Genomic DNA, 19,381 nt, shown 5'->3' on the forward strand with positions numbered 1-19,381 from the left:
TAGTACTGCAACGGCAGTTGGCGGTGTTGTGGTAGATCATCCCGGTGGTGGTCGATGTGGTGATGGATCAGCTGGACCGGGTGCACGAGCGGATCGCGGGCCGGTTCGGACGGTCTGAACCGCGGAATCGGGCTAGGGAGTACGTATCGGGCCTGGTCGCAGGGTTGGAGCGGAAGAACGGCTGGACGCTGGCCGAGCAGGCCGGGGAGGTGTCCCCGGATGGGATGCAGCGGCTGCTGCGCTGGGCGGACTGGGACATCGACGGGGTCCGGGACGACGTTCGCGACTATGTCATCGAGCACCTCGGCGAGCCCGGTGGCGTGCTGATCGTGGACGACACCGGGTTCCTGAAGAAGGGCACGCGCTCGGCCGGGGTGCAGCGGCAGTACTCGGGAACAGCCGGTCGGATCGAGAACTGCCAGATCGGCACGTTTCTTGCCTATGCCTCGTCTCGTGGGCATGCGCTGATCGACCGGGAGCTGTATCTGCCCGAGCCGTGGATCGCCGACCAGGACCGGTGCCGGCGGGCAGCGATCCCGGAGGGCACCGAGTTCGAGACCAAGCCGCGTCAAGCCATGGCGATGCTGGCGCGGGCGTTCGCCGCGAAGGTGCCGTTCGCGTGGATCACTGCTGATGAGGCGTATGGGCAGGTCAAGTACCTGCGGTTGTGGCTGGAAGCCCACGATGCCGCGCACGTGCTGGCCACCAAGGTCAACGACACCCTGGTCACCACCGGCGGTGGCGAGGCCCGAGCCGATGAGCTGATCGCGGAGTTGCCCGCTCGGGCGTGGCGGCGGTTGTCGGTCGGGGCCGGGGCACACGGGCCACGAGAGTATGACTGGGCGCGGGTGCCGATCCGGATCGGCTGGCAGGCCGGGCGCGGGCACTGGCTGCTCGCCCGCCGCTCGCTCTCGGACCCGACCGAGATCGCCTACTACGTCTGCTACGGACCCCGCCGCTCCACCCTGCTGGATCTGGCCTGGATCGCCGGAGCTCGCTGGCGGATCGAGGAGTGCTTCCAGCAAGCCAAGAACGAAGCTGGACTCGATCAATATCAGGTCCGGTCCTGGCGAGCGTGGTATGCCCACATCACCCTGTCGATGCTCGCCCACGCCTGGCTCGCCGTCTCCCGATCCCTCGCCACAAAAGGGGAGCTGACGTCGCTGAGCCGGGCATGATCGGGTTCACGCTACCGGAGATCCGGCGCCTGCTCACCAAGTTGGTCTTGCGTGTCACCGACACCGCTCACCACGTCTGGGCCTGGTCCCGCTGGCGCCGCCGACGACAACACCAAGCCCGGCTCAGCCACTACAAACGCCGCGGCCACCCACTCACCTAACTGCCGTTGCAGTACTAGCGGCTCAGGGGCGAAAGTTGTTGAGCTGCTGGGCGCCGTCGGCGGTGGAGGACTTCTCCCCGCCGCCGGTCGGCAGCTCGCTGCCGTCGACGCAGCCGCCGATCAGCTCGATGTGGTTGTCGTGGCGGATGTAGCGACCGGGGTCCCCGCAGTTCGCCTGCCCGACCGTGTAGACAGCGGCTCCCGTGAGCGCGAGCGCCGACGCGAGGCCTGCGAGCAACGGCACGAAACCGGAGCGTGAGCTCCTCGGCGTCGTCCCACTGGCCATGCTGTCTCCTGCTCTCGAGGTCGCTGCGCGAAGACCAGGATACCCAATCGTGATGCACACCATGCACGAACGGCCGGACTGTGGCCGAGGACGTATCCTCGCTGCTCATGCAACTGGTGAGCGTGGACCGGATCCGGCGGGCGGAGAAGCTCCTCGAGGGCGTGGTGCGGCGGACGCCGATGGAGCACGCTCGCGATCTCGAGAAGTCCCACGGCGGCCCCGTTTCCCTCAAGTGCGAGAACCTGCAACGCACCGGTTCCTTCAAGATCCGGGGCGCCTACACGAGGTTGCACGCGCTGAGCGAGGAGGAACGGGCGCGGGGTGTGGTCGCGGCGAGCGCGGGCAACCACGCGCAGGGCGTCGCGCTCGCGGCGTCGCTGCTGGGGATCAAGGCGACCGTGTTCATGCCCGAGCGCGCCCCGTTGCCGAAACTGGCCGCCACCAAGGCGTACGGCGCCGAGGTGCACCTGCACGGCGCGGTGCTGGAGGAGGCGCTGGCCGAGGCGGTCGCCTTCGGCGAGCGGACGGGCGCGGTGTTCATCCACCCGTTCGACCACCCCGACATCATCGCCGGCCAGGGCACAGTGGGGCTGGAGATCGTCGAGCAGCTGCCCGAGGTGGCGACGGTGCTCGTCTCGACCGGCGGCGGTGGGCTCGTCGGCGGGGTCGCGAGCGCGGTGAAGGCGCTGCGGCCGGGAGTGCGGCTGGTCGGTGTGCAGGCGGAGGCGGCGGCCGCGTTCCCTCCGTCGCTCGCGGCCGGTGAGCCGGTGCGGCTGGCCAACATGCAGACGATGGCCGACGGGATCGCGGTCGGCAGGCCGGGGCCGCTCACGTTCGCCCACGTCTCGGAGCTCGTCGACGACGTGGTGACGGTGAGCGAGGAGGGGCTGTCGCGGGCGGTGCTGAACTGTCTCGAGCGGCGGAAGCTCGTGGTGGAGCCCGCCGGCGCGGCGGCGGTCGCGGCGCTGCTGGAGCACCCCGGCGCGTTCGAGCCCCCCGTCGTGGCCGTGCTGTCCGGCGGGAACGTGGATCCGTTGCTGCTGCTGCAGATCATCCAGCACGGTATGACCGCCGCGGGCCGCTACCTGTACCTGCGCCTGTGCGTTCCCGACCGGCCCGGCTCGCTGGCCGGGGTACTGACGCGGGTGAGCGAGCTGGGCGCGAACGTCATCGACATCGAGCACTCGCGCATCGCGGGCAGGCTCGCGATCGGCGAGGTGGAGATCGCGCTGAAACTGGAGACCCGCGGCCCAGCCCACTGCGAAGAGGTGACCGAGGAGCTCCAGCGAGCCGGCTACACCGTGAATGCCTGACCGCCCCCAAGGCCACCTTTGTTGCGTTCAACGCAACAAAGGTGGCCTTGGGGGACGGTGGGCTCAGAGGTTGCCGCGGCGCTCTTGTTCGCGCTCGATGGCCTCGAAGAGGGCCTTGAAGTTGCCCTTGCCGAAGCCCAGCGAGCCGTGCCGCTCGATCAGCTCGTAGAACACCGTCGGGCGGTCGCCGATCGGCTTGGTGAAGATCTGCAGCAGGTAGCCGTCCTCGTCGCGGTCCACGAGGATCCGGTGCTCCTTGAGCGTCTCGATCGGCACGCGCACCTGACCGATCCGCGCGCGCAGCTCAGGGTCGTCGTAGTAGGAGTCCGGGGTGTCGAGGAACTCCACGCCCGCCGCGCGCATGGCCGTCACCGTCGCGATGATGTCGTTCGTCGCGAGTGCGATGTGCTGGCAGCCCGCGCCCTCGTAGAACTCCAGGTACTCGTCGATCTGCGACTTCTTCTTCGCGACCGCGGGCTCGTTGAGCGGGAACTTGACGCGGTGGTTTCCGTTGGAAACGACCTTGCTCATCAGCGCGGAGTACTCGGTCGCGATGTCGTCGCCGACGAACTCCGCCATGTTCACGAAGCCCATCACGCGGTGGTACCAGTCGACCCAGTAGTCCATCTTGCCGAGCTCGACGTTGCCGACGCAGTGGTCGATGGCCTGGAACAGCCGCTTCGGTGCGCCCTCGGGGCGGGTCACGGTGCTCTGCTTCACCACGTAACCGGGCAGGTACGGCCCCGAGTAGCGGGAGCGGTCGATAAGTGAGTGCCGCGTCTCGCCGTAGGTGGCGATCGCGGCCATGCGGACGGTGCCGTGTTCGTCGGAGACGTCGTGCGGCTCCTCGAGGATCGTCGCCCCCTGCGAACGCGCGTGCTCGACACACTTGTCCACGTCGGACACCTCGAGGGCGAGGTCGATGACGCCGTCGCCGTGCCTGCGGTGGTGGTCGAGCAGCGGCGAGCCGGGCCGCACGCCGCCGTTGATCACGAACCGGGCGGAGCCCGACTTCAGCACGAACGACTTGCGCTCGGGCTCACCGGTCTCCGGTCCCGAGTACGCGACGAGCTGCATGCCGAAGGCGACCTGGTAGAACCACGCCGTCTGCGTGGCGTTGCCCGCGATGAACACCACCGCGTCCATCGCCTTCACCGGGAACGGGTCCGAGGAGGCGTCGTGGTCGACCAGGCCAACGAGCTGGCGGAGCTGGTCGTAGCTGACGTCGTCGAGAGCTGGGTTCGTCGTCATGCCGGAAGGATGCGCGTGACCATGCAGCCTGAGCAACAGTCTGTTGTTTCGCTGGTCAGTCTGTACAGTGCTGAGCAGGTTACGCTGATCAGATCGGGCACTTTGTGTAGGAGGTTGTGGGTGGCTCTCGACGCGCTCGACGCCCGGCTGCTGTTGCTGCTCACCGACGTGCCGAGGCTCGGCGTGCTCGAATGCGCGCGCAGGCTCGGCGTCGCCAGGGGCACGGTGCAGGCACGGCTCGACCGGCTCAGCGCCGACGGCGTGCTGACCGGGTTCCCCCCCGAGCTGGACCTGGCCGCGATGGGCTATGGGCTCACGGCGTTCGCGGTGCTGGAGATCGCGCAGGGCCGCCGCGCGGAGGTCGCCTCGGCGCTGGCCGCGATCGACGAGGTGTGCGAGGTGCACGCGACGACCGGCCAGGGCGACCTCTTCGTGCGCATGGTCGCCCGCTCCAACGACGACCTGCAGCGCGTGATCGACGAGGTGGTGGGGGTGCCGGGCGTGCGGAGGACGTCGACGTCGATCGCGCTGTCGACGCCCGTGCCGCAGCGCGTGCGCCCGCTGCTGGAGCGGATCGCTAGCCGCTGACCTGCTCCAGGTACCGCTCGACGGAGTGCCGCACGACCTTCTTCCCTCCGCCGATGATCACCGCGTCCCACCACGCGCCGTAGATGTCGTCGAACTCGAACCGCTCCAGCAGCTCGGCCGCGTGCCGCACGATGCTCGGCCGCTCGGGGATGTGGTTTGGGTAGCTGTACATGAACGCGACCAGGCTCCGGTTCGGTACGACCTGCACGATGTCGCCGCTGAACAGCGCGCCCGCGCCGTCGGCGCCGTCGCGCCAGTGCAGCACGGTCCCGCCCGCGAAGTGCCCGCCGAGGTTCACGAGCGTGAGGTCGTCGGCGAGCCGGTGGGTCCGCCCGCTCCACAGCTGGATCCGGTCGCTCGGCCTGCCGATCCATTCGCGGTCCATCTCGTGCAGGTACACCGGCACGTCGAAGGTCTCGGCCCACTCGATCATGGTCGTGTAGTAGTGAGGGTGGCTGATCGCGATGCCGGTGATGCCGCCCAGTTCGTTCACCGCCCGGACGACCTCGTCGTCGAGATAGGCGAAGCAGTCCCACAGGAGGTTGCCGGACTTCGCGGGCACGAGCAGCGCGCGCTGGCCGATGCCGGCGCCGGGCTGGGCGCCGATGCCGAGCACGCCGGGGGCCTGCTCGCGCACGAGGACGGAGTGCTCGCCCTCGCGCAGCTCGGCCAGGCTCGTCCAGCGCTGTCCGGAGGAGGGCACATACTGACGTTCGTCTTCGCAGATGGGGCAGTCGGGTCTCGCTGCCGCGTACTGCATGGCGCACGTGGCGCAGAGGGGAAGGTCGGCGGTCATGCCGCCAACACTAGAGCGGGGTGTGCGCGCTCACACCCGAATACGTGGAGCGCGCACGTCGTCCGCGTCAGCCGCTGTAGGGCACTGCCTTCACGAGGGTGACCTTCTGGGTGTTGCCGTTGGGCAGGCTGTACTCCCTCGACTCGCCTTCCTTGGCGCCGAGCAGCGCCTTGCCCAGCGGGGAGTCGGGCGAGTAGATCTCCAGCGGGCCCTCGCCGCCCTCCTCGCGCGTGGCGAGCAGGAACTTCTCCTCGTCGTCGTCGCCCGCGTAGCGGACGGTGAGCACCATGCCGGGCTCGGCGACGCCGCTGTTCGCGGGCGCCTCGCCGACCTTGGCCGTGCGCAACAGCTCCTGGAGGTGCCGGATGCGGGCTTCCTGCTGACCCTGCTCCTCGCGGGCGGCGTGGTAGCCCCCGTTCTCCTTGAGGTCGCCCTCTTCACGGCTGTCGTTGATCTTCGCGGCGATGACCGGACGATTCTCGATCAACTCGTCGAGTTCGCTCTTGAGCCTGTCGTAGGCATCCTGGGTCAGCCAGGTCACCTTGCTGTCGCTCACGGTCATCATCTCCTCCTAGGGCCTGCCGAGCTTGGGTATACAAGCCGGCCGCCACGCTTGCGTGGCTGAGATAAAGGAAAAACACGGCCCGCATGGGGCCGTGCCGGTAGGCCAGGGTAACACGTTCGGAGCCCTGAATGCCGCTCAGTTCTCCGCTAAGCGGACATTCAGCGCGTCATTCACCCCGTTGGCCGCTAAGGGCTTGACAAGTATTCAGGAACATTGTACGAGCACCCGTACACATCGGCCGTGACGGGCCTGGTGATGCTGCGGACCACGGTCGAGAGGCGCTCTTCACCGGGTGGGACGTAAATCTCTTTCCGCCCGCTTTCCGCTCCCGAGATGTCGCGCACGCGTACGATGCACACCCCCGGTCGCTGGGTGTCGTCCCTGGCCACGTCGATCGTGATCTCCATGGCGTTGCCCGGCCGCTCCGCGAACCCGACCCGCTGGGCCTCGATCGGTGCGCTGCCGATGTTGCTGTACCCGATGTAGGCCGCGCCGCCACCGATGAGCAGCACCAACGCGCCGAACAGCCACTTCTGCCAGCCGCGGGGCGCGCGGCCAGACGGGCGGGCGGAGCCGTAGCGGCCCTCAGGGAGGGCCGGACGGCCGGACCCGGTCGCCGACGTGGCCTGTCCGGTGCTCAAAACCGGGCCTCCCGATCGGTCTTGTCGCAGGCGCGAGGAAGATGGACGACGTACTCCGCGTTATGAGTATCCGCGGAGTCCGACCCAGGTGGGCCGTGGGGGTCCGCAAGTCAACGAGCAACGCAGGTGCGAGAGGGGCCTAGCCGGTCATGTCGGTAACTGACGGACGCACGGCGACCGAGGCGGAGGGGCGGCTCCGCCTGATGGCGGTGCACGCGCATCCGGACGACGAGTCCAGCAAGGGCGCCGCCACGATGGCGCGCTACGTCGCCGAGGGGCACGAGGTCATGGTCGTCACCTGCACCGGTGGCGAGGCGGGCAGCGTGCTGAACCCGGCGATGGACCGGCCCGAGGTGCACGCGAACATGACGGAGCTGCGCAGGGAGGAGATGGCCCGCGCGGCCAAGATCCTCGGCGTCAAGCACCACTGGCTCGGCTTCATCGACTCCGGCCTGCCCGAGGGCGAGCCGCTGCCGCCGCTGCCGGAGGGCTCGTTCGGCACCGTCCCGCTTGAGGAGCCCACCGAGGCGCTCGTGCGGGTCATGCGGGAGTTCCGGCCGCACGTCGTCATCACCTACGACGAGAACGGCGGGTACCCGCACCCCGACCACATCCGGTGCCACGAGGTGTCCGTCGCCGCCTACGACGCCGCGCCCGACCCCGAGCGGTTCCCCGGCACGGGCGAGCCGTGGCAGCCGCTGAAGCTGTACTACTCGCACGGCTTCTCGCGCGCGAAGATGACCGCGTTCCACGAGGCGCTGCTCGAAGCGGGGCTCGACTCGCCGTACGAGGAGTGGCTCGGCCGCTGGGACCCGGACAAGGCCGACGTGATGGAGCGGGTCACCACGCGCGTGGTGTGTGACGACTACTTCGAGGTGCGGGACGAGGCGCTCAAGGCGCACGCCACGCAGATCGACCCGAACAGCCGCTGGTTCGCGGTGCCGCTGGAGATGCAGCGCCGGGTGTGGCCGACCGAGGAGTACGAGCTCGTGCGCTCGCTTGTGGACACCACGTTGCCGGAGGACGATCTGTTCGCGGGGGTGCGAGAGAAGGTGACCACATGATGCTTCCGGCCTTCGCGACGGTGCCCGTGCTGACCGGCGCCGCCGCGCTCGCGCAGCAGCCGGGCAGTGGGGACAACGGCGGCCAGGGCGAGGATTTCGGCAAGTCGTCGCCCGTCGGCCTGCTGCTTCTGCTGCTGTTCTTCATCGCCGTGGTGTTCCTGGTGCGGTCGATGACGAAGCACCTCAAGCGGGTGCCCGCCAGCTTCGACGAGCAGCCCGCCGAGGACGCGGGCGGCAAGCCCGCGGAGGGCGACGACGGCAAGGCGGAGCAGGAGAAGAACGACCGGGCCGAGGCGGGGCCGAGGGGCGAGCGCACCTAGCCGGGGCATGCCACCCTGGAGGCATGTCGAACCGACTGGCCACCGCGACGAGCCCGTACCTGCTCCAGCACGCCGACAACCCGGTGGACTGGTGGCCGTGGTGTGCCGAGGCCCTCGAGGAGGCCCAGCGCCGGGACGTGCCGATCCTCCTCTCCATCGGCTACGCCGCGTGTCACTGGTGCCACGTCATGGCGCACGAGTCGTTCGAGGACGACGACACCGCGGCGCTGATGAACGCCAACTTCGTCAACATCAAGGTCGACCGTGAGGAGCGGCCGGACCTCGACGCCGTCTACATGACCGCGACGCAGGCGATGACCGGCCACGGCGGCTGGCCCATGACCTGCTTCCTCACCCCCGATGGCAAACCGTTCCACTGCGGCACCTACTACCCGCCCGTGCCGGGGCACGGCATGCCGTCGTTCAAGCAGCTCCTCGCCGCGGTGACGCAGGCGTGGCACGAGCGCCCCGGCGAGCTGCGGGAGGGCGCCGGGCAGATCGTCGACCACATCGCCCAGCAGACCTCCCCGCTGCGCGAGCACGCCGTGGACGAGCAGACGCTCTCCTCGGCGGTGTCGAAACTGCGTCAGGACACCGACCCCGGCCACGGCGGTTTCGGCGGGGCGCCGAAGTTCCCGCCGTCGATGGTGCTGGAGTTCCTGTTGCGCCACTACGAGCGGACCGGAGCGCCGGAAGCGTTGTCCATTGTGGAGCTGACGGCCGAGGGCATGGCGCGCGGCGGGCTCTACGATCAGCTGGCCGGCGGCTTCGCGCGGTACTCCGTGGACGGGGCCTGGGTGGTGCCCCACTTCGAGAAGATGTTGTACGACAACGCGTTGCTGCTGCGCTGCTACGCACACCTCGCGCGGCGCACGGGGTCGGCCTTCGCGCTGCGGGTCGCGGGGGAGACCGCCGACTTCCTGCTGCGGGACCTCCGTACTCCCGAGGGCGGTTTCGCGGCCTCGCTGGACGCCGACACCGAGGGCGTCGAGGGCCTCACCTACGTGTGGACGCCCGAGCAGCTCACCGAGGTGCTCGGGCCCGAGGACGGGCTGTGGGCGGCGGAGCTGTTCCGCGTGACCGCGGACGGCACCTTCGAGAAGGGCACCTCCACCCTGCAGCTGCCCAGCGATCCGGACGACGCGGCGCGCTGGGTGCGGGTGCGCTCGGCGCTGCTGGAGGTCCGCGCGCGGCGCCCGCAGCCGGGCAGGGACGACAAGGTGGTGGCCGCATGGAACGGGCTCGCCATCACCGCGCTGGCCGAGGCCGGGGTCGCGCTGGAGCGGCCCGACTGGGTCGAGGCCGCGGTGGCCGCGGCGAGCCTGCTGCTCGACAAGCACCTCGTGGACGGCAGGCTGCGGCGCAGCTCACGCGACGGCGTGGTCGGTGACGCGGCCGGGGTGCTGGAGGACTACGCGTGCCTCGCCGAGGGGCTGCTCGCGCTGCACCAGGCCACCGGCGAGTCGCTGTGGCTGGTCGAGGCGACGACGCTGCTCGACATCGCGCTCGCCCGGTTCTCCTCCGACACGCCCGGCGCCTTCCACGACACGGCCGACGACGCGGAGACGCTGGTGCACCGGCCCTCGGACCCGACCGACAACGCGAGCCCGTCGGGGGCCTCGGCCCTCGCGGCGGCGCTGCTCGCGGCCTCGGCGCTCGCCGGGCCGGAGCGGGCGAGCACCTACCGTGACGCGTGTGAGCAGGCGCTGCGCCGGGCGGGCGCGCTCGCGGCGCAGGCACCCCGGTTCGCGGGCAACTGGCTGAGCGTGGCCGAGGCTCTGGTCGCGGGCCCGCTGCAGGTCGCCGTGGTGGGACAGGACGCGGTCGCCCGAGCCGAGCTGCTCGTGGAGGCGGCGCGGCAGGTGCACGGCGGCGCCGTGGTGCTGGCAGGGCAGCCCGAGGCCGAGGGCGTGCCGCTGCTGAGCGACCGGCCGCTCGTGGACGGTGAGCCTGCCGCGTACGTGTGCCGCGGCTACGTGTGCGAGCGCCCGGTGACCACCACGGACGACCTGGCGATGGTGCTCACCTCCTAGCGAACCCAACCGCAGTGAAGGCCACCATGCCTGCGTTCAACGCAGTGAAGGCCACCATGCCTGCGCCCACCCGTCTCCCGCCACCACCCAAACGGAGGCGCTCCGCGCCGCTGTGTTCGATTCCACGCAGTGAAGGTGGGCTTCACTGCAGGGGCGTGGTTCCTCGGCGCAGTGATGTGTCGAGGCTGCGCAGCAGCGCTCCCGCCCTGCCGCGGCCTCCCGGCGCGGGCGGGTAGCGCGTCAGGACGCTGACCACGACCGGGCCTGCCAGCTCCCGTGCCCTCTCGAGGTAGGCGTCGCCGACGGTGTGGTCGCCGGCGTCCAGCTCGAACGCCCGCGCCGCGTGGGCGGCGGCGCCGAGAATGTGCAGGACCTGGGTCGACGTTGCCAGTGGGTGCAGGAACGCCGCACTGGCCGCGGCGACGGCGGCACGCGCGGCGTCGCTCGCCGCGGCCAGCCCCACGTCCCGCGTCTCCTGGTACGCCCGCTGCGAGGCCCACGCGCCGTCCCGGATCGCCTTGGTCCGCTCGGCTCCGTCCGCGAACGCCCGCGCCGCGTCGACCGCGGTTCGCGGACGCGGATCGTCCGGGCAGTCGCGTTCGAAGATCGCCAGCGCGGGCTCAGCGCAGGCCACCGCGTAGCCCGCGATCTCGCGCAGCTCGGCCATGCTGAGCTCGATCGTCAGGTGCGCTTCGGTCATGGCCTCAACGGTATCCTTGAACCGCCGGTTGGAACTTCACAGCGATAGTGGCAGGGCAGTGGAGCGAAACCTTCAAACCCGTTGTCGGCTCCGGCCGGTCGATCTCGCGCGCGAGCACGGGCTGTCCACACAGGCGGTCAGGAACTACGAGGCCGCGGGCATCCTCCCCGCCACCGAACGCTCCCCCCACGGCTACCGCACCTACACGCCGCTGCACGCAAACGCCCTGCGCGCGTTCCTCGCCCTCCTGCCTGGACACGGCCACGAGAGGGCCACGGCGATCATGCGGGCGGTGAACAGCGACGCGACCGCGGCCGCGCTCCGGCTCATCGACGAGAGCCACGTCCAGCTGCTCGGCGATCGCCGCACCCTCCAGGCCGTCGAAGTCGCGCTGCGCGACCTGGAACCCGTGCCCGAGGAACGCGGCGAGGTGTTCGTCGGCCCCCTGGCCAGGAGGCTCGGCATCCGCCCGGCCACGCTGCGCAAGTGGGAACAGGCCGGGCTGGTCCATCAGCTCAGAAGGGGCGGCTACCTGCTGGAACAGATCGCCCCGCTGGTCGACCAGGTCCGCTCCGCGGGAGGCGTCGCACCGCTCGAGTTGGCGCTGCGCGATTGGCAGGAGCGTCTCTCGGCCAGGGGCCGCGCGATGCTCGCCGGCGCCGCCGCGCTGGACGCCTATCTCGGCAGCCGGGCGGAGTCCTGAGGGCGGGTCAGCCGCTGACCGCGCGGCGGGTGCCCTCGCCGAACATCGCCAGCGCTCGCAGGGCCGTGCCCAGCTCGGCGATGTCGGCCGGATCGGACAGTGAGCGATCCAGCACGTCGGTGATGCGCTTGAGCCGGTGCCGGACCGTGTTGGGGTGGCAGAACATGCGCTCGGCGGTGAGCTTGGTGGAACCGCCGCCGTCGAACCACGCGCGCAGCGTCAGCAGCAGCGCCTCGCTCTCGGAGTCCGGCAGTTCCAGGATCGGTCGCAGCACCTGGCTCGCCAGCTGGGCCGACGCGTGCGGGTCGCTCGCGACGAGTCCCGCGAGTGGTGACTCCGTGAACTGCGCGACGTCCTTGGTGCCCGGCGCGAGGCTGGACAGCGCTACGCGCGCCAGGTGCAGCGCGCGCGCCGTCTCGCCGAGCCCCGTGAACACCGGGCTGACGCCGACCCGGCCGCGGGGGTCCTCCCGCAGCAGGGCCAGCACCGGCTCGGGGTCGCGCAGCGACACGACGCCGATCTGCAGGTCCGGCGTCAGCCGCCACGCCGAGGCGTGGTTGTTCCTGCGAAGCCGGACCTCGATCAGGGGCAGCGACTCGCGGCCGAGCCCGGGGGTCTCGGCGGCGATCACCACGAACGTCCCGTCGAGCGGGAGGTCGAGCATCCTTGCGATCTCCCACAGCGTGCTCTCGGTCGCCGTGCCACCCGTGAACAGGGCCTCCACGAGGGCGAGCCTGCGGTTCTGCCTGGTCCGGCTGATCTCGGCCATCGTCTCGCGGTAGCTGGTGGTGAGCTCCTCGATGTAGTCGTCCATGAGGTTCCAGATCGCCGTGGTCGCGGAGACGAGTGCGGCGACGTCCTGGGACGGCGTGGTCAGCTCGACGAACCGTTGCCACACCTCGGTGAAGCCGATCCGGAACGCCTTCAGCAACTCCGGCAGCGGGGCGCCGAGGAGTGCCCGTTCGCGGCCGGTCGCGCGGGCCTTGGAGAGGTCGGGGGTGCCGGGTTCGGCGAGGGAGCGGAGCAGGAAGTGGAGGTTGTCGCGGCACGATGCGCGCAGTTCCCGGTGCGAGACGAACCGTTCTTCACGGTAGACCGGCATGTCCGCGATGATCTGCTCGAAGGTGGCCGTGGTCATCTCCGGCAGGCGCGGCAACGCCAGCCGGGCCATCTCGGCCACCGCGGGTTCGGCGCCCGTGTATCGCATGAGATGTCCGTCCTCCCCGTCGAGGGCTCGCGAGCAGACATCTAACACGAACGGGTTTCCCACCGCCTGATCTGGCGGACAGGCCCCGCGGCCGCGGACGGTCACGGGGCCTTTCCGCCGCAGGTGCGTCACATCTTGGCGGCGGCGCTCCTGACCGCGTCGCGGATCCGCGAGTAGGTGCCGCAGCGGCAGATGTTGCGGATCTCGTCGAAGTCGGCGTCGCTGATCTCGCGGCCCTCCGAGCGGGCCTGCTTGACCTTCGCGATGGCCGCCATGATCTGCCCCGGCTGGCAGTAGCCGCACTGCGCGACGTCCTGCTCGAGCCACGCCTCCTGCATCGGGTGCAGTGCTCCGGTGGCCGGGTCGGCGATGCCCTCGATGGTGGTGATCTCGTCGTCGGGACCGATCGCCGAGACCGGCACCGAGCACGGGTTGAACGCCTTGCCGTTGATGTGCGACGTGCACGCCTTGCAGACGTTGATGCCGCAGCCGTACTTCGGGCCGGTGATGCCGAGCAGGTCGCGAAGCACCCACAGCAGCCGGACCTTGTCGTCGGTGTCGACGGTCACCTGCTTGCCGTTGACCGTGAAGGTGTGTTGGGACAACGAAGGCTCCTCAGAACGTGTAGGCCAGGCCGTCGACCGGCGATTCGGGCACCGGCGGCACCTTCGGCTTCGGCTCGAAGCTCAGGGTGCCGTGGTTGATCGGGAAGCGGGTCGGCATCTGGCCCACCGCCCGGCCGTAGGCGCACGCGGCCGCGGCGAAGGAGCTCGCGACGGCCAGTTCGCCCGCGCCACCGGGCTCGCCGGTCGTGGCGGGCATGACGACGACCTCCAGCTCCGGCGGCGTGTTCCACTGCCGGGTGTAGAAGTAGTTGTCCCAGCTCGCCTCCAGCGGCAGCCCGTTGTCGATGTGCAGGCTGGAGGTGAGCGCGAGCGCGATGCCGTCGTTGACGCAGCCGATGGTCTGCGCCTCCAGCCCTCTCGGGTTGATCGGCAGGCCCGCGTCCACCACGGCGACGGCCCTGGTGACGCGCGGTCCGGCCACCGCGTCGCGGATCTTGCGGTTGACCGTCTCCGGGCGGCAGTCGATCTCCATCAGCACCGCGCTGGCGCTCTTGTACTCCCAGTGGAACGCGATGCCCTGCGCCATGCCGTCGGGTAGCTCGCGGCCCCACTCGCCGACCTCGGCGGCCTTGTCGAGCACGGCGCGGAAGCGGTCGTTCTTCAGGAAGTTCCGCCGGAACGTCAGCGGATCCTGGCCCAGCTTCGCGGCGAGCTGGTCGATCACGAGCTCGCGCGCGCACACGACGTTCGGCGAGTAGACGTTGCGCATGCTGCTCGTGTGGAACTTCAGCGGCACTTCGTTGAGCAGCTGCGTGGTGGCGCCGAAGTTGTACGGCATCGACTGGGACAGCAGGAACACCGTCTGCGAGAACCCGACGTCGCCCACCGGGAGCTTCGCGGCCACCGCCGTGAGGATCTCGCCGAGGCCGTGCCCGAAGTCGGTGGTGACGCTCGTGTGCCGCTGCTCGTAGCTGACCACGTTGCCGAGGGCGTAGTTGGCCCTGATTCGCGAGATCGACATCGGGTGCGTGCGGCCGTGGCGGGAGTCGTCGGCGCGGTGCCACATCAGCTTGACGGGCTTGCCGATCTTCTTGGAGATCTCGGCGGCCTCCAGCGCCGCGTCGGAGAACAGCTTGCGACCGAAGGAACCGCCGCCGGTGACCACGTGCACCTTCACCGAGGGGATCGGCAGGCCCAGCATCGCCGCGATCTGCTCCTGCGCCACGATCGGCGACTTGAGGCCGGACCAGATCTCCGCGCCGTCGGGGCGCACGTCGGCGATGGCGCAGTTGGTCTCCAGCGCGCTGTTGCTGGCGAAGGCGAACACGAACTCGGCGTCGATCGACTGCGTCAGTACCGGTGGCAGGGCCAGCGGAAGCGTTGCGGCACGCAGCTTCTGCTCCACGCTGGCGTCGGTCTCACCGTCCACTGTGCCCGGTCCCCAGTCGACGCTCAGGGCACGCACGGCGTCGATGCACTGCCCGAACGTGGCCGCGCGCACGGCGACGCCGGAGGACACGGTGACGACGTCGGTGACGCCCGGCATGGCCGTGACCTCGGCGAGGTTGGCCACCGAGCGGACGGTGCCGTTGATCGTGGGCGGCCGGCAGATCATGGTGGGCAGCGCGTCCGGCACCTGCAGGTCCATCGTGAACTGCTTGCGCCCGGTCACCGCGTCGAGCGCGTCGAGGCGGGTGGTCGGCTTGCCGATGAGGGTGAACTCGGACGGGTCCTTCAGCGTGGCCGAGACCTCTTCGGTGCGAGGGCTGGCCGCGGCCTCGGCGAGCGAGCCGTACGACGCGGTGTGGCCGGAGCTCGACCGGATCACGCCCTGGCTCATCGTGAGCGTCGCCGGGTCGACCTTCCACTGCTCGGCGGCCGTCACGAGTAGCCGGGCACGGGCGACCGCGGCGGCGGTGCGCACCGGGTGGAACAGCGAGCGAACGGAGTTGGAGCCGCCGGTGAGCTGGTTGAACACCAGCTCGGGGCGGGCGTCGGCGAGGTTCACGCCGACCTTGCTCAGCGGCAGGTCCAGCTCCTCGGCGATGAGCATCGCGATGGTGGTGGTGATGCCCTGGCCGACCTCGGCCCTTGGCACGGCGAACGACACGCTGTCGTCGCGGTTGAGCTGGATCGCGATGAGCCCCGACGTCGGCGCGGCCGCGAGGGTCAGCGCGTCGCCGAGGTCGAGGATGTCGGCCGGCCCGGGGATGCTGGGAATCGCGGCCGAGGCGGGAGCCGGGGCGGCGAGGTCTCCACCGAGCCGGGCCGCGACCGCCAGCGTGGGAGCCGCCAGCAGGTAGCCGAGAAACCGGCGCCGTTCGAGGGCGGGGCTCTGCTCGCCGGGCCGGCGCGATCGCCGTTGATGCGCCATGGAAAGTCCTTCCGAGATCCGCGTTGATCGCGGACACGATAGGAACGGGCGCGAGAGAGGGTCAACGATCCGTAGCCGTGTGCGCACATCTCTGTGACGGGATGACAGTCTCGTGCCACGAAACTGTGACGCCGTCACAGCCGAACGTCGTACGTGGTTGCGCCGAACGGCGGCAGCCGGCCTCCGCTCGCAGCGAACAACCCTTCCGCGACGACCAGAGCGGCGTACCGTCTGTAGCGGTGTAATCAAGTAATTCTGCAAGGAGGCACCCATGCGACACGGATGGCGTGGCCGGGGTGGCTGGCAGCAGGCCGACGTTCCCGACGTGGACGACGCGCCCGCGTGGCTCAGCGGCAGGCTGCCCGACGACTGGTTCGTCGGCGAACCCGAGATCACCATCGACCGCGAGGAGATCCTCATCGTCGGCGAGCTGCCGCAGCTCACCGGCGACCACGCCGACGAGGCCGCGCGCTCGGCGGCGGAGTCCGGCCGGATCAGCCGGTTCCGCGAGGACACCAGGGACCACAGGATCGAGATCGCCAGGCAGGCCGAGCACCGCTACCGGCGCAAGGTCGCCTGGGGTGCGCGGATCGGCGGCACGAAGGAGCTGTTCACCACACTCTCGGTGCCGGTGATGACCCGGCTCCGACAGCCGGAGCGCCAGGTGCTCGACACGCTCGTCGCTGCGGGCGTCGCGCGGTCGCGCTCGGAAGCCCTTGCGTGGGCGGTGAAACTGGTCGGTCAGCACGCCGAGCAGTGGCTCACCGAGCTGCGCGAGGCGATGTCCACAGTGGACGACCTGAGGGCGCAGGGTCCTGACCTGGCCTGAACCATGTCCTGCGAACCGGCCTGACCTCGGGCAGGCTTTGCGCATGAACTCGCTGACGGACGTGCTGGACGGGCGCTGGGGGGACATCCGGCGGGACATCAGGGCGCAGGTCGCCGACGCGAAGTTCCGGGAGCCGGTCGGCCTCGGCGTGGAGGAGCATCGCGCGCAGGTGCTGGAGCAGCTGCACGAGCTGGCGAGGACCGGCAGGCCGAGGCTCGGCTTCCCCGAGGAGTACGGCGGCAGCGGCGACATCGGCGGCTCGGTGGTGTCGTTCGAGATGCTCGGCCTCGGCGACCTGTCGCTGATGGTCAAGGCCGGCGTGCAGTGGGGCCTGTTCGGCGGCGCCGTCGAGCTGCTCGGCACGCGCGAGCACCACGAGCGCTATCTGCGCCCGATCATGGACCTCGACCTGCCGGGGTGCTTCGCCATGACGGAGTCCGGCCACGGCTCCGACGTGCAGCACCTGCGCACCACGGCGACCTACGACCCGGACGCGCGCGAGTTCGTGGTGGAGACGCCCGATGCCGCGGCGCGCAAGGACTACATCGGCAACGCCGCGCGTGACGGCCGGCTGGCCGTGGTGTTCGCCCAGCTCGTGACGCAGGGCGAGAGCAGGGGCGTGCACGCGTTCCTCGTGCCCGTCCGCGACGAGGACGGCAACGCGATGCCGGGCGTGCGCGTCGAGGACTGCGGCCCGAAGGCCGGGCTCAACGGCGTCGACAACGGGCGCCTGTGGTTCGACCACGTGCGCATCCCGAGGACGTCGCTGCTCAACCGCTACGGCGACGTCGCAGAGGACGGTACGTACTCCAGCCCGATCGAGAGCGACGGCCGCCGGTTCTTCACGATGCTGGGCACGCTGGTGCGCGGCCGGATCAGCGTCGCGGGCAGCGCGGGCAGCGCCACCAAGCGGGCGCTGACGATCGCCGTCCGGTACGGGGAGAAGCGCAGGCAGTTCCACCGCCCCGGCGTCGCCGAGGAGGTCGTGGTGCTCGACTACCTGGGCCACCAGCGCAAGCTCCTGCCCGCGCTCGCGACCACGTACGCACTGCACTTCGCGCAGGAGGAGCTGGTCGCGGCGCTGCACGAGCTGCAGAGCGGCGGTGAGGCGGACGAGATCCGGCAGCGCGAGCTGGAGTCGCGCGCGGCCGGGCTCAAGGCCGTGTCGACGTGGCACGCGACGAGCACGATCCAGGCCGCACGGGAGGCGTGCGGCGGCGCGGGCTACCTCGCCGAGAACATCCTGCCCGCGCTCAAGGCGGACACCGACGTGTTCACCACCTTCGAGGGCGACAACACGGTGCTGTTGCAGCTCGTCGCGAAGGGCCTGCTCACCAGCTACAAGGACCACTTCCAGGACCTCAGCCCCCTCGCGACCGCGCGGTTCGTGGCCGAGCAGTTCGTCGGCGCGGTGATCGAGCGGACCGCCGCGCGCAAGGTGGTGGAGCGCATCATCGACGCGAGCCCGGGCCGCGACGATGACGACGTGCTGTTCGACCGCGCGTGGCAGCTGAAGCTGTTCGAGGACCGCGAGGCCCACGTGCTCGACGGCGTCGCCCGGCGCCTGCGGCAGGCCACGGCGGAGAACGCGTTCGAGGTCTTCAACGACGCGCAGGACCACGTGCTGCGTGCGGGCCGCGTGCACGTGGACCGCATCGTGCTGGAGGCGTTCGTCGCCGCCGTGGACCGCTGCGAGGACGGCGAGACGAGGGACCTGCTGAGCCGCGTGTGTGACCTCTACGTGCTCGCCAACATCGAGGCCGACCGGGCGTGGTTCCTCGAACACGGCAGGCTGACCAGCCCCAGGGCGAAGGCCGTGGTGGCCTCGGTGAACGACCTGTGCCGGGAGCTGCGCCCGCACGCGCGCGAGCTCGTCGACGCGTTCGCGCTCCCGGAGCAGTTCCTGTCGGCGCCGATCATCAGCGAGTGAGGTAGCCGCCGTCCGCCGCCAGCGCGTGGCCGGTGACGTAAGAGGAGAGGTCGGAGCAGAGCCACAGGCTGGCCTGCGCCACCTCGCGCGGCTGTCCGAACCGGCCGAACAGGCTCAGCACGGGCGCGAACTCCTCCTCGGTCTGTCCGATCGTCTCCAGCGCGGCGCGGATCATGGGGGTGTCGATGGCGCCGGGGCACACGGCGTTGATGCGGATGCCCCGTGGCGCGTAGTCGAGTGACGCGGTCTTGGTGAGGCCGATGACGCCGTGCTTCGCGGCGGTGTAGGCGGCGGCGCCGGGCTGGGGCCGGAACGAGTTGACCGAGCCGATGTTGACGATCGAGCCGGTGCCGTCCTGCTTCAGGAACTGCGCGATCTCGTACTTGAGGCACAGCGCGACGGACCTGAGGTTGACGGCGACGATGCGGTCGAACTCGTCCTCGTCCAGCTCGGCGATCGGCGTGGTGTCGGGCGCGATCGCGGCGTTGTTGACGGCGCAGTCGAGCCGGCCGTAGCGCTCGACGGCGGTGGCCACGAGCGCGCGCACGTCGGCGGAGGAGCTGACGTCCGTCCGCACGAGCGTCGCCTCACCGCCCTCGGAGGTGATTCGCTCGACGGTGCCCGTGCCCGCCTTCTCGTCCAGGTCGGCGACCACGACGGACGCCCCCTGCTCGGCGAACAGTTCGGCCGTGGCGGCGCCCATGCCCATACCTGCGCCGGTCACGACGGCGACCTTGCCGTCGAGTGTCTGTGCGTTCGTCACGCTCAGTCCCTTTCTGTCGTCGCGATGTTCGCCCGTACGAGTGGACCACCTAAAAACCTTACTATCAATATAAGCGAACTCTTGACTTTCGCTCGTTCACCGGGCGATGTTGT

At 70.3% G+C, this 19,381-nt stretch carries 19 protein-coding genes; 9 read left to right on the plus strand and 10 right to left on the minus strand.

Features of this window, described 5'->3' with window-relative positions; translation table 11 throughout:
* The first annotated feature begins 44 nt into the window (after window positions 1–44).
* Window positions 45–1,178, plus strand: coding sequence for an IS701 family transposase (locus BA062_RS16010; RefSeq protein WP_110337431.1), 1,134 nt, complete (start codon window positions 45–47; stop codon window positions 1,176–1,178).
* 183 nt (window positions 1,179–1,361) lie between these two features.
* On the opposite strand, the gene BA062_RS16015 is transcribed toward BA062_RS16010, so the two are convergent.
* Window positions 1,362–1,625, minus strand: coding sequence for a hypothetical protein (locus tag BA062_RS16015; protein ID WP_110337433.1), 264 nt, complete (start codon window positions 1,623–1,625; stop codon window positions 1,362–1,364).
* A gap of 107 nt (window positions 1,626–1,732) precedes the next feature.
* Between BA062_RS16015 and ilvA the strand changes: the two genes are divergently transcribed.
* Entirely contained in the window at window positions 1,733–2,938 is a 1,206-nt protein-coding gene (gene ilvA / locus BA062_RS16020; protein ID WP_110338264.1) for a threonine ammonia-lyase, read from the plus strand.
* Between the two features lie 63 nt (window positions 2,939–3,001).
* On the opposite strand, the gene hppD is transcribed toward ilvA, so the two are convergent.
* A complete protein-coding gene (gene hppD / locus BA062_RS16025) occupies window positions 3,002–4,189 on the minus strand; it encodes a 4-hydroxyphenylpyruvate dioxygenase (protein WP_110337435.1) in 1,188 nt (395 codons plus the stop codon).
* Window positions 4,190–4,309: 120 nt separating this feature from the next.
* On the opposite strand from hppD, the gene BA062_RS16030 reads away from it, so the two are divergent.
* Complete coding sequence (locus BA062_RS16030) at window positions 4,310–4,777, plus strand: Lrp/AsnC family transcriptional regulator (protein WP_110337437.1); 468 nt, start codon at window positions 4,310–4,312, stop codon at window positions 4,775–4,777.
* Here the strand turns inward: BA062_RS16030 and BA062_RS16035 are convergent.
* From BA062_RS16035 to BA062_RS16045, 3 genes are all read right to left on the minus strand, one after another.
* On the minus strand, window positions 4,767–5,573 hold the full coding sequence (locus BA062_RS16035) for an MBL fold metallo-hydrolase (RefSeq protein WP_110337439.1): 807 nt from the start codon (window positions 5,571–5,573) through the stop codon (window positions 4,767–4,769). The two genes, BA062_RS16030 and BA062_RS16035, sit on opposite strands and share 11 nt — an antisense overlap.
* 67 nt (window positions 5,574–5,640) lie before the next feature.
* A complete protein-coding gene (gene greA, locus BA062_RS16040) occupies window positions 5,641–6,135 on the minus strand; it encodes a transcription elongation factor GreA (protein ID WP_110337441.1) in 495 nt (164 codons plus the stop codon).
* A 188-nt stretch (window positions 6,136–6,323) separates the two neighbouring features.
* A complete protein-coding gene (locus tag BA062_RS16045) occupies window positions 6,324–6,779 on the minus strand; it encodes a DUF4307 domain-containing protein (RefSeq protein ID WP_110337443.1) in 456 nt (151 codons plus the stop codon).
* A gap of 149 nt (window positions 6,780–6,928) precedes the next feature.
* Between BA062_RS16045 and mca the strand changes: the two genes are divergently transcribed.
* Genes mca through BA062_RS16060 form a run of 3 tightly spaced genes read left to right on the plus strand, consistent with a single transcriptional unit; the run spans window position 6,929 to window position 10,196 of the window.
* Window positions 6,929–7,843, plus strand: a complete 915-nt coding sequence (gene mca / locus BA062_RS16050) for a mycothiol conjugate amidase Mca (RefSeq protein ID WP_110337445.1) — start codon at window positions 6,929–6,931, stop codon at window positions 7,841–7,843.
* A complete protein-coding gene (locus BA062_RS16055) occupies window positions 7,840–8,163 on the plus strand; it encodes a hypothetical protein (RefSeq protein WP_110337447.1) in 324 nt (107 codons plus the stop codon). The genes mca and BA062_RS16055 overlap by 4 nt, the downstream gene beginning before the upstream one ends.
* Before the next feature lie 23 nt (window positions 8,164–8,186).
* Window positions 8,187–10,196 (plus strand): thioredoxin domain-containing protein, encoded by a 2,010-nt coding sequence (locus BA062_RS16060; RefSeq protein WP_110337449.1) that lies wholly within the window; start codon window positions 8,187–8,189, stop codon window positions 10,194–10,196.
* Window positions 10,197–10,338: 142 nt separating this feature from the next.
* On the opposite strand, the gene BA062_RS16065 is transcribed toward BA062_RS16060, so the two are convergent.
* Window positions 10,339–10,896, minus strand: a complete 558-nt coding sequence (locus BA062_RS16065; protein ID WP_110337451.1) for a putative immunity protein — start codon at window positions 10,894–10,896, stop codon at window positions 10,339–10,341.
* A gap of 58 nt (window positions 10,897–10,954) precedes the next feature.
* Here BA062_RS16065 and BA062_RS16070 point away from each other — a divergent pair, with 58 nt between their 5' ends.
* Window positions 10,955–11,599: a MerR family DNA-binding transcriptional regulator gene (locus BA062_RS16070; RefSeq protein WP_110337453.1), complete on the plus strand. Its 645-nt coding sequence runs from the start codon at window positions 10,955–10,957 to the stop codon at window positions 11,597–11,599.
* Between the two features lie 7 nt (window positions 11,600–11,606).
* Here the strand turns inward: BA062_RS16070 and BA062_RS16075 are convergent, their stop codons facing one another.
* From BA062_RS16075 to BA062_RS16085, 3 genes are all read right to left on the minus strand, one after another.
* The gene (locus BA062_RS16075) at window positions 11,607–12,806 is read right to left on the minus strand and encodes a PucR family transcriptional regulator (RefSeq protein WP_110337455.1); all 1,200 of its coding nucleotides are present in this window, start codon (window positions 12,804–12,806) and stop codon (window positions 11,607–11,609) included.
* Between the two features lie 128 nt (window positions 12,807–12,934).
* Window positions 12,935–13,411: a (2Fe-2S)-binding protein gene (locus BA062_RS16080; RefSeq protein WP_110337457.1), complete on the minus strand. Its 477-nt coding sequence runs from the start codon at window positions 13,409–13,411 to the stop codon at window positions 12,935–12,937.
* A 10-nt stretch (window positions 13,412–13,421) separates the two neighbouring features.
* On the minus strand, window positions 13,422–15,746 hold the full coding sequence (locus BA062_RS16085) for a xanthine dehydrogenase family protein molybdopterin-binding subunit (protein ID WP_110337459.1): 2,325 nt from the start codon (window positions 15,744–15,746) through the stop codon (window positions 13,422–13,424).
* Between the two features lie 271 nt (window positions 15,747–16,017).
* Between BA062_RS16085 and BA062_RS16090 the strand changes: the two genes are divergently transcribed.
* A complete protein-coding gene (locus tag BA062_RS16090) occupies window positions 16,018–16,575 on the plus strand; it encodes a hypothetical protein (RefSeq protein WP_110337461.1) in 558 nt (185 codons plus the stop codon).
* Window positions 16,576–16,618: 43 nt separating this feature from the next.
* The gene (locus BA062_RS16095; RefSeq protein WP_110337463.1) at window positions 16,619–18,505 is read left to right on the plus strand and encodes an acyl-CoA dehydrogenase family protein; all 1,887 of its coding nucleotides are present in this window, start codon (window positions 16,619–16,621) and stop codon (window positions 18,503–18,505) included.
* On the opposite strand, the gene BA062_RS16100 is transcribed toward BA062_RS16095, so the two are convergent.
* A complete protein-coding gene (locus BA062_RS16100) occupies window positions 18,495–19,268 on the minus strand; it encodes a glucose 1-dehydrogenase (RefSeq protein WP_210406902.1) in 774 nt (257 codons plus the stop codon). The two genes, BA062_RS16095 and BA062_RS16100, sit on opposite strands and share 11 nt — an antisense overlap.
* Window positions 19,269–19,381 lie beyond the last annotated feature (113 nt).

The organism is Prauserella flavalba (genome assembly GCF_003202235.1).
GTDB classification, from domain to species: Bacteria; Actinomycetota; Actinomycetes; order Mycobacteriales; family Pseudonocardiaceae; genus Prauserella_A; species Prauserella_A flavalba.